General features: G+C 68.9%; 14 protein-coding genes. 6 read left to right on the top strand and 8 right to left on the bottom strand.

What is annotated here, in order from left to right:
• The first annotated feature begins 151 nt into the window (after positions 1–151).
• Together ACJA3G_RS15875 and ACJA3G_RS15870 are read left to right on the top strand one after the other, a co-directional pair.
• Entirely contained in the window at positions 152–805 is a 654-nt protein-coding gene (locus ACJA3G_RS15875; RefSeq protein ID WP_406553625.1) for a class I SAM-dependent methyltransferase, read from the top strand.
• Between the two features lie 204 nt (positions 806–1,009).
• On the top strand, positions 1,010–1,858 hold the full coding sequence (locus ACJA3G_RS15870; protein ID WP_406553624.1) for a class I SAM-dependent methyltransferase: 849 nt from the start codon (positions 1,010–1,012) through the stop codon (positions 1,856–1,858).
• 81 nt (positions 1,859–1,939) lie between these two features.
• Here the strand turns inward: ACJA3G_RS15870 and ACJA3G_RS15865 are convergent, their stop codons facing one another.
• From ACJA3G_RS15865 to ACJA3G_RS15845, 5 genes are all read right to left on the bottom strand, one after another.
• A complete protein-coding gene (locus tag ACJA3G_RS15865; protein ID WP_406553623.1) occupies positions 1,940–2,722 on the bottom strand; it encodes an oxidoreductase in 783 nt (260 codons plus the stop codon).
• 105 nt (positions 2,723–2,827) lie between these two features.
• Complete coding sequence (locus tag ACJA3G_RS15860; protein ID WP_406553622.1) at positions 2,828–3,406, bottom strand: TetR/AcrR family transcriptional regulator; 579 nt, start codon at positions 3,404–3,406, stop codon at positions 2,828–2,830.
• 309 nt (positions 3,407–3,715) lie between these two features.
• Positions 3,716–4,291 carry a hypothetical protein gene (locus ACJA3G_RS15855; protein ID WP_406553621.1) on the bottom strand — a complete coding sequence of 192 codons (576 nt, stop codon included), beginning with the start codon at positions 4,289–4,291 and terminating at the stop codon, positions 3,716–3,718.
• Between the two features lie 289 nt (positions 4,292–4,580).
• Positions 4,581–4,946, bottom strand: coding sequence for an excalibur calcium-binding domain-containing protein (locus ACJA3G_RS15850; RefSeq protein WP_406553626.1), 366 nt, complete (start codon positions 4,944–4,946; stop codon positions 4,581–4,583).
• A 321-nt stretch (positions 4,947–5,267) separates the two neighbouring features.
• A complete protein-coding gene (locus ACJA3G_RS15845; protein ID WP_406553620.1) occupies positions 5,268–6,179 on the bottom strand; it encodes a S41 family peptidase in 912 nt (303 codons plus the stop codon).
• Positions 6,180–6,236: 57 nt separating this feature from the next.
• On the opposite strand from ACJA3G_RS15845, the gene ACJA3G_RS15840 reads away from it, so the two are divergent.
• Positions 6,237–6,770, top strand: coding sequence for an ArsR/SmtB family transcription factor (locus tag ACJA3G_RS15840; RefSeq protein ID WP_406553619.1), 534 nt, complete (start codon positions 6,237–6,239; stop codon positions 6,768–6,770).
• Positions 6,771–6,926: 156 nt separating this feature from the next.
• On the top strand, positions 6,927–7,550 hold the full coding sequence (locus ACJA3G_RS15835) for a hypothetical protein (RefSeq protein ID WP_406553618.1): 624 nt from the start codon (positions 6,927–6,929) through the stop codon (positions 7,548–7,550).
• A gap of 128 nt (positions 7,551–7,678) precedes the next feature.
• Here the strand turns inward: ACJA3G_RS15835 and ACJA3G_RS15830 are convergent, their stop codons facing one another.
• Both ACJA3G_RS15830 and ACJA3G_RS15825 read right to left on the bottom strand, forming a co-directional pair.
• A complete protein-coding gene (locus ACJA3G_RS15830) occupies positions 7,679–8,662 on the bottom strand; it encodes an aldo/keto reductase (protein WP_406553617.1) in 984 nt (327 codons plus the stop codon).
• Positions 8,663–8,873: 211 nt separating this feature from the next.
• Positions 8,874–9,719, bottom strand: coding sequence for an SDR family NAD(P)-dependent oxidoreductase (locus ACJA3G_RS15825; RefSeq protein ID WP_406553616.1), 846 nt, complete (start codon positions 9,717–9,719; stop codon positions 8,874–8,876).
• Between the two features lie 130 nt (positions 9,720–9,849).
• Between ACJA3G_RS15825 and ACJA3G_RS15820 the strand changes: the two genes are divergently transcribed.
• Positions 9,850–10,437 carry a TetR/AcrR family transcriptional regulator gene (locus tag ACJA3G_RS15820; RefSeq protein ID WP_406553615.1) on the top strand — a complete coding sequence of 196 codons (588 nt, stop codon included), beginning with the start codon at positions 9,850–9,852 and terminating at the stop codon, positions 10,435–10,437.
• 307 nt (positions 10,438–10,744) lie between these two features.
• Here ACJA3G_RS15820 and ACJA3G_RS15815 read toward each other — a convergent pair whose 3' ends face one another.
• Positions 10,745–11,104, bottom strand: a complete 360-nt coding sequence (locus tag ACJA3G_RS15815; protein WP_406553614.1) for a DUF6204 family protein — start codon at positions 11,102–11,104, stop codon at positions 10,745–10,747.
• Between the two features lie 449 nt (positions 11,105–11,553).
• On the opposite strand from ACJA3G_RS15815, the gene ACJA3G_RS15810 reads away from it, so the two are divergent.
• Positions 11,554–12,708: a M4 family metallopeptidase gene (locus tag ACJA3G_RS15810; RefSeq protein ID WP_406553613.1), complete on the top strand. Its 1,155-nt coding sequence runs from the start codon at positions 11,554–11,556 to the stop codon at positions 12,706–12,708.
• The last annotated feature ends 121 nt before the right edge of the window (positions 12,709–12,829 follow it).

Here is a 12,829-nt window from a genome sequence, read left to right as displayed (position 1 = left end):
CCCACCCGGCGCCCGCCCCAAACGGCCGATCACCAGCGGGTGGTGAAAAGGTTCGGCGGGGTGACGGTCGGGCGGGCTGCGTCGGTGGATACCAGGCAGGTCAACAAGCTCGCGCCACCGCCTGTCAGTTCTATGGTTTAGGGTCGCCCGCATGGCCGAGCCCTCCTTTCTGACCGCTGTCCGGGAGTCATACGACACGGTCGCCGACGAGTACGTCCAACGCGTCCCGTCTCCAGCGGAGATGGACCCGTTGTCCCGCGCGATGCTGGCGGGGTTTGCCGAACTCGTACGGACGGCCGGTCTGGGGCCGGTCGCAGACTTGGGGTGCGGCCCCGGCCGGGTGACGGCGCACCTGGCCGGGCTGGGGGTGTCCGCGTTCGGCGTCGATCTGTCACCGAAAATGATCGGGCTGGCCCGTCAGGCCTATCCGGACCTGCGGTTCACCGAGGGCTCGATGACGGCCCTGGAGACGGGGGACGACGAACTCGGCGGCATCCTGGCCTGGTATTCCACCCACCACACGCCCCCGCAGTGGCTGCCGGCGGTGTTCGCTGAATTCCACCGCACGCTCGCGCCCGGCGGCTTCCTGCTCTGGGGAGACTATGTGGGCGATGAACGGCTGCGGCCGACTCATGGCTATGGCCGTCCCGTGTCCTACGAGTCGCACCTTCTGCCCCTGGGCCACCTGGTCGGCCTGCTGGGCGAGGCCGGACTCGTCGTCACCGCACGGCTGGAGCAGGAGCCCGGGGGTCGGGTGAACAGGCCGCACGCCTGCCTGCTGGCCCGTAAGCCCGAAAGGCCTTGATGGGGCGCGTTCTTGCGGCGACGTCGTCCGTGCTAGGGCGCTGGCTGTGTGTCCGTGCCAGGGCATTGACGACGTGTCCGTGCCAGGGCACTGACGACGTGTCCGTGTCGCGTCACTGACGGCGTATCCGTGCCGCGTCACTGACGGCGTCCGAAACCGGCTCCCCCATCAGAGCCCCTGAAATCGGTCATCTAGGCTGGCGCGGTGACTGATGAGCAGCGGGTGCAGCCGTCGGGAGTGTGGGCCACGGCGGTCGGGGTGGCCCGAGTGCGGGCGCTGGAGACCGAGCGGGAGAACGCGCTGTTCCGCGACCCACTGGCCCAGGCCTTCGCCGCCGCCGGGGGTCTGTGGCCGTCCTCGCCGCCACTGCCCGACGACGAGGCCGCGCGTCGCCGCCGGCTGGCCGTGTCGTTCTCCATCATCATCAGGACGAAGTTTCTCGACGATCTGTTGGAGCAGGCCTGCGCGTCCGGGGTCCGGCAGGTCGTGCTGCTCGGCGCCGGCATGGACAGCCGGGCCTTCCGGATGGACTGCCCCGAGGGCACCCGGCTGTTCGAGGTCGATACCGCCGCCCCCTTGGACTTCAAGGCATCGGTGCTGCGCCAGGAGCGGGCCGTCGCGCGCTGCGAGCGGATCGCCGTCCCGGTGGATCTGCGTGAGGACTGGCCCGGCGCGCTGACCGCCGCAGGACACGACCCGGCCCTGCCGACCGCATGGATCGCCGAAGGACTACTGATCTATCTCCCCGATGACGCGGTGGAGCTCCTGCTGTCCCGGATCAGCACGCAGTCCACGGCAGGCAGTTGGATGGGGCTCACGCTGGGCTCGCGCGGTGTGATCGAGCGCTTCGGCGCGGACGCGGCGCCGGGGTCTGCGGCGTCCATGTGGATCTCGGAGATGCTCGAGGACCCGGTGGGCTGGCTGGCCGGGCACGGCTGGGAGGCCGACAGTCACACCCTGCGCGAGCGCGCTGCCGCCTACGGGCGCCCGATGAGCTCCCCGCCGCAGTCCGAGGAAGGGCCCGGCGGGCTGATCTCGGCGGTCCGGCGGTAGAACGCCTCCCGGTTCACCGGATGCCCCAAGACCTGCCGTCAGTCCGGGTCCCGAGCCCATGGGTTCGTCCCGCCGTGAGCCTCACACCGTCTTGATGCCACCGCCATCGACGACATAGTCGGCGCCGGTCATGCTCGCCGCGCGGTCCGAGGCGAGGAACGCGACGACGGCCGCGACCTCGTCGGGTTCGACCATGCGGCCGGTGGTCATACCCATCCCCGCAGGCACCCCGGACACGAAGTCCTGGTGCCCGACGCCATGGGCCTCGGCAAGGCGGGCGCCGAAGCTGTCGTCGTCCTCCCACATGCCCGTACGCGTCGGGCCGGGCGAGACGGTGTTCACGCGTACGCCCTGGGGTCCGAACTCCTCGGACAGCGCCTTGCCGAACGCGTTGAGACCCGCCTTCGCGACGCCGTACTCGATCGGGCCCGTGCCCGGCAGACGCGCGCTCATCGATGAGATGTTCACGATCGAGCCGCGGCGTTCCAGGATGCTCGGCAGCAGTCGGCGAGTGACCCTGACCGTGCCGAACAGGTTGACTTCGAAGCTCTGCGCCCACAGGGCGTCGTCGGTCGCGAGGAACCCGTCCAAGTTGAACGCGTCCCCGCCGCCCAGGTTGTTGACGAGGATGTCCACGCCGCCGAGTTCCGCGAGCGCCTGCGCCCCCAGCTCCTCGGCACCTTCCGGCGTACTCAGGTCGACTGCGACCGGGTGGGCCCCGGTCTCCTTCAGTTCGGAGGTGATCGTGCGGGCCGCGCCGACGACTTGGACCCCCTCGGCGACGAGCTGCCGCGTGATCGCGAGGCCGACCCCTCGGCTGGCCCCGGTGACGACCGCCGTCTTCCCTACGAGATTGAGTTCCATGTCAGATCTCCTTGCAGATTTTTGAACTACAGGTACAAAACAAGTCCACAAAAAAGGAGCCCCGGCCGACACGCCCCGCCAACCGGCAGTGCTGAACTGTGCTGACTACAAGGACTCCATCGCCGCGTCCACGACTCGCCTCAACTGCGTGGCATCCCGGGCAGTCTTCGCCAGCACCCGCATACCGATCACCGTCGCGAGCAGCCAGGCGGCCACCGCTGCCGCGTCGCGAGCGCCGTCGATCTCGCCGGCTCGCTGACCTTCCTCAACGGTCGCCCGGAACGCGCCCTCCGTCCGCGCGAACATCTTGCGTACGGTGTCGGCCGTCTCGGCGTCGGAAAGGGCGGACTCCGCAGCGGTGTTGACCGCCATGCAGCCGCGCCGATCCGGGTCGCCCAGGTCGAGCTCGACCAGCGCCTCCAGTGCGCCCCGCAGCCGGTCCTTCGCCGAACCGGGATGGTCGAGGAGTGCGGTCAGCCACGCGACCTGCGAGTCGCGGTAGCGCGCCAACGCCCGCTCGAACAGCGCGTGCTTGCTGCCGAAGGTGTTGTACAGGCTGCCCTTGCCGATGCCGATCTCGTCCACGAGGTCCTGCGGCGTCGTCGCCGCATACCCTTTGCGCCAGAACACGTCCATCGCGCGCTCCACCGCCACGTCCGGATCGAACTGCTTAGGCCTGCCCATGGCACTACCGTAGCAGGGTTCTTGACCTGAAGGTCAAATACTTGTGCCGGACAGCGCCGCCGGGTCGGTCGGGGTGATGGGCGGGGCCGTATACGCCAGGAAGACCAGCTGCATGGGTCCAGCCACCAGAAAACCCGCTTCCGGGACCGGAGAACGGCGGGATAGGGTCGACAGGTCCCGGGCGTTGGCAAGTTCGGGGCCATGGGTCGGCGACCGCGCCCACCTAGCTCCTGCACGGAGCGGGGTCCGTCTCATGGCGGGCGGTCGCCGGACACACCCGCTCCCCCATTGCCGGGTCAGGCGTCAGCGTCAGCCCTGCCCCGCCATGCGCAGCGCGACCGAGATATGGCTGTACCCGGGGATGGTCGACCCGACGGCCTTCTCGTAGCGCACAGCATCAGCGATCCCGAGTTTCTCGCCCGTGGCCAGGGTTCTGTTCGCCGTCCACAGGAGCATCCACAACTGTTCGTTCTGGACTCCGAGGATCTGGGCCGAAGACTCCAGTGGCTCGCCGTTGCGTACTCGCCAGTCGGCCACCCCCGCCCAGAAATCTGCCACGGTGTCCCAGCAGATGACGCCTCGGGGTCCGAGCAGCCCGCGTATCTCGTCGGACGACCGAAACGTGTCGAGGCCGTGGGAGACGAGGTTCTGGAGGTTTTCGAGGAACGCGACAACGAACTCGTACTCAGCCCCGTCCTCCAGCAGTTCTTCTACGAACGCCAGGATTTCGACGGTCACGCCGTCGTCCCGCTCGGCCGCCCGGAAGGCGACCTGTCGGCAGACCTCGGGATCGTCGGTGCTGTCCACCGATCCAGGCTTGAGACCCGCGATGTCGAGGAGCCGCCGCGAGTGCCCGACCGGCCGTCGGCGCCATGGGAAGCGCATCGAAATTCCCTTTGATTGCAGCGATGGCGAGCACGGTCGCCGTGGCCGGTCAGCATGACACAGCGTTCTCAGCGCTCCGTCCACGGGAACGGCATCGGTGGGAGGCGCGGCCTACCCGACATCGGGGTTGACGACGCCCGCCGGGGTCCTCCGAGGCGTTTTCGCGAGAGGCTCCCTGGCCGGATGTCGCCTCCCCACACAGGGCGTCGTCTTTGTTACGTTTGTGTCACCCACTCCCCCGCACCAACGGCGCCCGACCGCCGCCCTGCGCTGACGAAACACACCACACTCACACCTGGCGCCGTCGCCTCAGGACGATGTAACCGATACCCGCGGCGCCAGTCACCAGGACCACACCCGCCCCGATCTCAAGCCTGCCGGGGCCGGCCTCTGAGGTGCCCCCCAACCCACCCTGAGCACCACGAGTAGGTATCGCCGTGGGGCCGAACGGTGCCGGCGTGGGCAGGACAGTGCCCCTCCTGGGCAATGTCTCGCAGGCGATTCCGTCGTGATCCTCATCCAACCGGAAGGGATCACTGCGGTCCCTGTCGAAGACGGCTTGCGCTTCCTCCTGGGAGCGGAAGTCACTACAGTCCAGATCCGTCTGCGCATGGGCAGTGCCGGAAGACAGAGCACAGGAAGCGAAAGCCAGCATTATGCAGGCCGCGCCGGCACGACGATCCACAGGAGTCTCCTCACGATCACGATCCCCGAGAGGTCGATTCGACCCTAGGAGGGTTGCTGTGAACGTGCGTCGAGAGGCAGGCCGAACGGGTTAAACCAACTGCAACCTGAACCAACGCAGAGGGCCGACGGGGTCCTGGACTGGGGACTGGTCAGGCCGGCCACCCGCACGGAGAAGACCGTCACCGTCTCCCCGACCGGACTCCACACCGCGGGCGTCTTCATCCGGTCCGCCCGCTGATCCAAGCGAATGAACTCAGGTCAAGCGCGCCACCGTCAGACGCAGCGCCCGTCAGGTCAAGCGCGCCACGGTCAGACGCAGCGCCCGGTCGAGCGCCGCCTCGGCGTCGCACAGCACATCGGGCTGGACTCCCGTGCCCTCCCAGTTGGTGCCCGAGACCGGGTTGACCGCGCGGGCGACAGGCACGCTGAGTTCCAGGTGCGGGTGCACCGTCCAGCCCTCGCGCGGATGCGCACCGCCCCGGGTGGCCTCCCCGACGATCTCGGCGCGCCCGAGCTGTTGCAGGTCGTAGGCGAGCTCCTCGGCCGCCGAGAAGGTGTTTCCGCTCGTCAGCACGGAGAGCGGCTTGCTGCCACCGAAACGGGCACCCGGTACGAACGGGGGCGTCCAGGACTGCTCAGCCACCTTCCCCTGCCGCGAGACCATGGTGTTGAGGTGTGTCCGGCCGTCGAGCAGATAACCGCAGATGAAGGCGACCGTGTCCGGATCGCCACCGGTGTTGCGGCGCAGGTCCAGGATGAGGGCGCGGGCGGGGGCCACCAGGGAGAGCGCCGCGGTCAGCGGCTGCGCCGCCCAGTCCAGCGGGAACACCTTGGGTGCGATCTCCAGGACCGCGACGCCGCCGTCGAGGAGCTCAACGCGCGGCACACCACACAGAGAGGCGTCGAATTCTCTCCGCATCGCGTCGAGTGCCGCCGCGCCCTGCTCAGCCGGCACCGGCACGGCGTGGTACTTGAGGGCCAGGTGCAGGTCGCCGTTGACGGACCGCAGGTCCGCAGTGACGGCTTCGGCCAACTCTTCGGCGGATACGGCCCGGTAGGAGCCTTCGGCGCTCCGGCGGCGCAGCAGGTCCGCCAGTTGCCGGGCGGCATCGGGGAAGACGTAGTTCTCGCAGACCAGGTCGGCGATCGACTCGACGATGGCGACGGCGTCCAACGCACGTGGCGATGTGGTGGAAATCATGGAAGGGAGTAGACCAGCGCCTTGCCAAAGCGTCAACCGTACTTAACGCTTGATCTGGTGAGCCACCAACCAGACGACGGCGTCCAGCGGATCAGCACGCCTCTGCAGCACACCGCACTCGCCCACCCCCTGCGCCAGCGACTGCTCTTCGCCCTGAGCAGCCGGCCGTCGACGATCAGCCGTCTCGCCGCGCAGTTGGGAGCGAACAAGGGCAGCGTCTCCCACCACCTCAGGGTGTTGTGCGAGGCGGGGCTGGTCCAGGACGCGGGAACGCGACGGGTGCGTGGTGGCACCGAGAAGTACTACCGGCGGACCGCCGAGCGACTGCTCGTCGCCGAACCGCAGGCCGAGGGCACGGCCGCGCTGTTCGGCGCCGTCGCTCAGGAGTTGGACCGCTCCCCCGCCGACCACCTCCTGACACTGCGCCACATCCGCCTCAGCCCGGCCAAGGCAGCGCGGCTCGCCGAAGCGCTGGCCGCACTGGTCGACGAGACGGAAGAGGATGCGGAGGGTGAGCCGGTGCACGGCCTCCTGGTGACGCTCTACCAGCAGGCCGGGGCGCAGGGTCGGTCTGCTGATGGGCCCGCGTGACCTGCGCCCTCAGTAGCGCGCCGACCTCCCCCAGCCAGGCCCCGGACCGCGGGAGCACACCGCGGCAGCGGCGAGTTGCCTGCTCACAGGTTGCGTGGAACGCTGAGAACAGTATCCGAATGCCCGGATCGGAGGCTTCCGATGCGTCTCGGACCATTGACCGGCCTCGTGGCCGTTGTTCTGATCGCCGTCGCTTTCGGTGTGGGTGGCGATACGCCGGGTATAGGGGATTCCGGGCCGCAGATCAGGCTGTTCTACCAGGAGCACGACACGCGGCAGGCAGTTTCCCTGTACCTGTTGATCCTGGCGGGCGTCCTGCTGGTTTTCTTCGCCGGTAGTCTTCGGCACCACCTCGCCGAGTCCGACCGGCACGGTTGGCTGCCCCAAGTCGCCTTCGCCGGAGGGATATTGTCGGCCGCGGGTTTCTGGCTGGGATCGGCGGTGACACTCGCGCTGATCGACGCGAGCGACAAGCAGAAAGTCGGCGGGCCTGCCCTTCAGGCCATGAATGTCATCAGCAATGACCTCTTCATTCCCTTTGTCGGCGGAATCGGCACCATGCTGCTCGCCGCCGGCCTGGACACAGCGCGCAGAGGGACGCCCTTGCCGCGCTGGCTGGGCTGGGCCGGCATCGTGCTCGGTGTGCTGATGTTCATCCCCTGGGTCGGCTTCTTCGCCTTCCTCGTATCGGGATTGTGGATCATCATCGCCAGTGTGCTGCTCGCCCGGCGGCCGAACGCCCCGGACGTCGCGAGGACCCCGGACGTACCGGCCTCCTGATTCTCCCGCGTCCAACGTCCCGATCCCACCCGGACGACGCAGTCACCAGTGCGCGCCCAGCCGCCGGGACGACGCGGCGCGGCCCGGTTGGGCGGTGTCCGGTCCGCCCTTCGGGCATGCCCCCGGCCTCAGCCGTTGAGGGTCTGCATCAGTTCGGGGGCGTAGCGGTCGCCGGAGACGATGCCGCGCGGGGCGACCGCGTCGATGGCGGCCAGTTCCTCGTCGGTGATCGTCACGGTGGTGGCGGCGACGTTCTCCTCCAGGTAGCGGCGGCGCTTGGTGCCGGGGATGGCGACCGCTCCCTGGTGCAGCGCCCAGGCAAGGGCCAGCTGGGACGGCGAGACCTGCTTGGCGGCGGCGATGCGGCGGACCTGGTCGACGACGGCCAGGTTGCGGCCGAAGTTCTCGCCCTGGAAGCGCGGGTCGGTGCGGCGGAAGTCGTCCGCCGCGAAGTCGTCGGGGCTGGTGATCGCACCGGAAAGGAAGCCGCGTCCGAGCGGCGAGTAGGCGACCAGGCCGATCCCGAGCTCGTTCAGGGTGGCCATGACCCCGTCATCCTCGATGCCGCGCTCGAAGAGCGAGTACTCGGTCTGAACCGCCGTGATCGGGTGTACGGCGTGGGCACGGCGAATGGTCTGCGGGGCGACCTCGCACAGGCCGATGTAACGGACCTTGCCGGCGTCCACCAGCTCGCCCATGGCGCCGACCGTCTCCTCGATCGGCACCTGCGGGTCGACCCGGTGCAGGTAGTACAGGTCGACGTGATCGGTGCCCAGGTGACGCAGGGAGCGGTCGAGGGAATGGCGGATGTAGGCGGGGCTTGCGTTGTGGCCGCGGGGCGTCCCGTCGTCCGTGAACTCGATCCCCGTCTTGGTTGCGAGAACGGCCTGGTCACGGCGGCCCGCGAGGGCCTTCCCGAGGAGCTGCTCATTGCGGAACGGGCCGTAGCTCTCGGCGGTGTCCAGCAGAGTCACGCCCAATTCCAGGGCGCGGTCGATGGTGGCGAGGGACTCGGCCTCGTCGGTGTGGCCGTAGAAGGCGCTCATGCCCATGCAGCCGAGTCCTTCGACGGAGACGGTCAGGCCCTGGCTGCCAAGCGTGCGGAGTTCCATGGTGATCTTCCTTGCTGGTGCGGGTCGTTCCCGCGGTGTGTGACTGGTGGGTTATGCGTACGGTGCGCTGCGGGCCCCACCTCGGCGGAGGCGTTGGTCGCTGGTCGCGGTGGGGCGGGGTGCGGGTGGCGTTGTGGCGCCCATGTGCGGGGGCGTTGTACGGGCTGCCGCGTACGGCGTTGCCGGTGCACCCACCGAGCCCGTGGGGCGCTCAGCGCACCCAGGTACCGGTGAGGTTCTGGACGGCGGAGCCGTCGAGGTCGGCGAGGGTGGTGGCGACGAAGTCGCGGGCCCACTGCGAGGTCTGGACGCGGTAGGGCGGGCGGGCAGCGGTCAGGGCCTCGACGATCGGGGCGGCTGCCTCGGCCGAGGTCTGGGCGGTGGAGAACGACTGGCGGGTGCGGTTGATGTAGGCCTTGAGCGCCGGGCCGTAGGGCCCGGCTGCGGCCAGCTGCGCCGCGATGTCCAGGCCCAGATTGGCGACGAACTCGCTGGCTACCGCGCCGGGCTCGACCACGGTGACATCGACGCCCACGGTGGCGGCGACCGGCGCGAGGGACTGCATGAAACCCTCCACCGCGAACTTGGCCGCGCAGTACGCCTCGTTGAAGGGTTGGCCGACGACGCCGCCGACGCTGGTGACGGTGATCACCCGGCCCTTGGAGGCACGTAGGTGCGGCAGTGCTGCCCTGGTCACCGCCACCACGCTGAAGAAATTGACCTCCATGGCCGCGCGGACGTCGTCGAGGCTGCTCTGTTCGATGGTGCCGACGTGGGCGGCGCCGGCGTTGTTGACCAGGGCGTCGAGGCGGCCGTGCTCGGCGATGACCTCGTCCAGGCAGAGGGCGATGCCGGCGGAGTCGGTCACATCCAGGCGCTTCACCTGGATCCGGTCCGCGACACCCGCTTCGGCGGCGGTCCTGAGCAGGGTTTCGGCCTTGCCCGTCTCGCGCATGGTGGCAATGGTCGTCCAGCCCGCCTGGGCGGCGCCGATGGCGGCGGCCAGGCCGATACCGGAGGACGTACCGGTGATCAGAACCGTCTTGGGGGAGGTCATGAGGGTCTTCCTTGCATGGGAGCACGACGGGCCGACACCCGCAACCGGGGAGTTCCCCGGTTATCCACCACGGTAAACGGGGACCTCCCCGGTTGTCCAGCTAGACTGGTCCCTGACGAAGGGAACAGCCTTGACCACCAAGCCGAGCGTGTTGCGCGCCGATGCCCGCCGCAACCGCGAGCGGATCCTCGAAGCAGCCGTGCGCGCCTTCTCCGAAAAGGGGCCCGATGTGGCGATCGACACGATCGCCAAGGCCGCAGGCGTCGGCTCGGCCACCCTCTACCGCCACTTCCCGACCCGCGAGGCACTGGTCGAGGCGGCCTACCGCAACGAACTGGCGCGCGTCTGCGACAGCGCCACGACACTGCTCGCCGATCATGCCCCGGACCGGGCACTGCGGCTGTGGATGGATCACTTCATCGACTATGTGGCGGCCAAGCAGGGCATGGCGGACGCCCTGCGGGCCGCGGTCGCATCCGGCGCGGACCCCTTCGCCGAGACCCTCGACAAGCTCGGTACCGCGCTCACCACACTGCTGCACGCCGGTGCCGACGCCGGTCTGGTGCGCTCCGACATCGGCCCCTTGGATGTCGGCTTCAGCCTGGCCGGCGTCGCGCTGATCACCAGCGCTCCGGACCAGCGCGAACGGGCCGACCGTCTCCTCGACCTGCTCCTCGACGGCCTCCGGTACGGAGCGGACGGGGCGAGGCAGCAGTAGGCAGGAATGCCCGGACATCGCGGGCGGCGTCTGCGTCCGGTCCACCCGGGCGCGGGGAGCAGGAGAGCGGGCCGTATCAGGCCGGGCGGCGACGGCCGCACCGGGAAGCGACCCGACGGCGAGCTGTTCGACGCGGCCAGGGACCATCAGCCACACCGGGTCCCTACCGGACCCCCGGCAGCGATCGTCGACCTCATCGGCCTATCGCCTATCGGCCTGCCTCATCGGCGAGCACCGGTCTCGCCGATGAGGCCTTCACGGCCTGGGGGTAATGGGAAGGCGCCGGCGCGCCCGTGCCGAAGCGCTCTCAGACGCTCTGCTGGGCCGCCGCGCGGCGCTGCCGCTTGCCCAGCGGGGCCTGGGAAAGGTCCTCGGCACTGCTCCTGAGCTTGGCATAGCCGTAGCCGCGCTCGGACAGCCACGCCTTCGCGGCTCGTTCGGCTCGTTCGGTCGCCGCCAGGATGTCTTCTTCTTCCTCCCCCGAGTCGAGGAAACGGAAGGTGAAGGCGGATCGCGCGGCCAGGTCGTAGCTGAGGTGCCCTTCGGAAGTGAAGGCCGCCTGAAGGACATCATGATCCGCGGCACGGGCCAGCAGCTCGGCCCGTTGATCGGCGCTGAGCTCGCTGAAGACGCCCCGGACGGTGATACGGAAGGTACGAGTACTCATCCCGCGACACTAAGCACCCGCCGCCCGTACTTCCACCGCGTTTCCGGCGGCACGAGGCGGGGACGTACCGGCACGTCTGGCACCACCTCTCCGCGTCGGTGCACGTGGCACGGGAGTACACCCCGCTCGGGGTGCAAGTCGCATTCCGCGAAGGGATACTCGAAGTAGATACGCCTTCACCGCTGGCAGTCATGCACACAGCGGAAACGAGGACCGCGCGCGTACCGCACAACCCGCGGCCGTAAGGCACTTCGCCCTCCAAGCAGGGTCACCGTCCACCACCGCCACCCCGAGTCGGGACAGGCAGGGTTGCTCCGGAACCCGCGGAACAACCACACGAAAACACCGGATGAGCGAGCCCTCGCGGTCGCTCCTCTTTGCAGAGGCACCCCATGACCAGGACCTGCCGCATCAGTTGCATCATTCCCCCGCACCTTCTGGAAAAGCTCTTGCGCAGCGACAACAGCGAAGTCCACCAATCGGCACTGGACACCTTGCTGACCACCGCCGGACTGCGCGGTGAGCGAACGATTCGGGCGGGATTCGCGGGCGCCGCCACCCCGGGCAACGGACGGCGGACCGTCTTCGACTGCCAGAACGGCAGACTGCTTCCCTCGGCGGTCGTGGCCCGGTCGGAAGACGGACCGGCATCGACGGACGACGCGGTCAACCGAGCGTTCAACGGCCTCGGCACGACGCACGACTTCTACCACGAGGTGTTCAACCGCGATTCGATCGACGACCGCGGGATGCGCCTGGACGGATACGTCCACTTCAGCGTGCAGTACAACAACGCCTTCTGGGACGGGCAACAGATGGTCTTCGGCGACGGAGACGGAAAGGTCTTCACCGATTTCACCGGATCCCTCGATGTCATCGCCCACGAGCTGACCCACGGAGTCACCGAGAACACCGCGGGCCTCGCCTACCACGACCAGCCGGGTGCCCTGAACGAATCCGCCTCGGACGTCTTCGGCTCGCTGGTCAAACAGTGGTCGCTCAAGCAGTCGGCCGAGGAGGCGGACTGGCTGATCGGTCCCGATGTGTTCACCCCCGGGATCGAGGCCGACGCCCTGCGGTCGATGAAGGCCCCGGGCCAGGCGTACGACAACGCCCTGTTCGGCAAGGACCCGCAGCCCGACCACATGAGCAGGTTCGTCCACCTGCCGAACTCCGAAAGAGGCGACAACGGCGGGGTACACATCAACTCCGGCATTCCCAACAAGGCGTTCTACCTGACCGCCGCGGGCATCGGTGGATTCGCGTGGGAGGCGGCCGGAGCCATCTGGTACGAAGCACTCAAGGCCTCCAGCGCCGAGACCCAGTTCCAGGATTTCGCCAACACCACCTACCACAAGGCCGAAGACCTGTACGGCGCCGACAGCACCGAAAAGGCGGCCGTACTGGCGGCGTGGCACGAGGTGGGGATCCAGATCAGTGGCGTACCCACCGGCATCGCCCGAGTGCGCAGCCGCGCGGCTCACCGGAACGGCAGCACCGGCAGCGCGGACGGCCTGGCAGCCTTGAGCAAGCAGATCGGAGTACTCACCACCCAGGTGACGGGGCTGGCCAAGGATGTGGCTGCCCTGAAGGGCAAGAAGTGACCCAAGTGCCCCCTATTGCTTGACGAGGCGGAGTTCCCATGGACGCTCCGGCAGCGCGATGCCGGGGCGGCCGGGGGGCCGGGGGCCCGGGGGCCGGGGGCGTCATCGCCGCTGCCGGCCT

Origin of the sequence: Streptomyces sp. YS-3, assembly GCF_045257485.1 — a bacterium.
In the GTDB taxonomy this organism is placed as follows: Bacteria; Actinomycetota; Actinomycetes; order Streptomycetales; family Streptomycetaceae; genus Streptomyces.
This window is presented reverse-complemented; position numbering and strand designations above follow the sequence as displayed.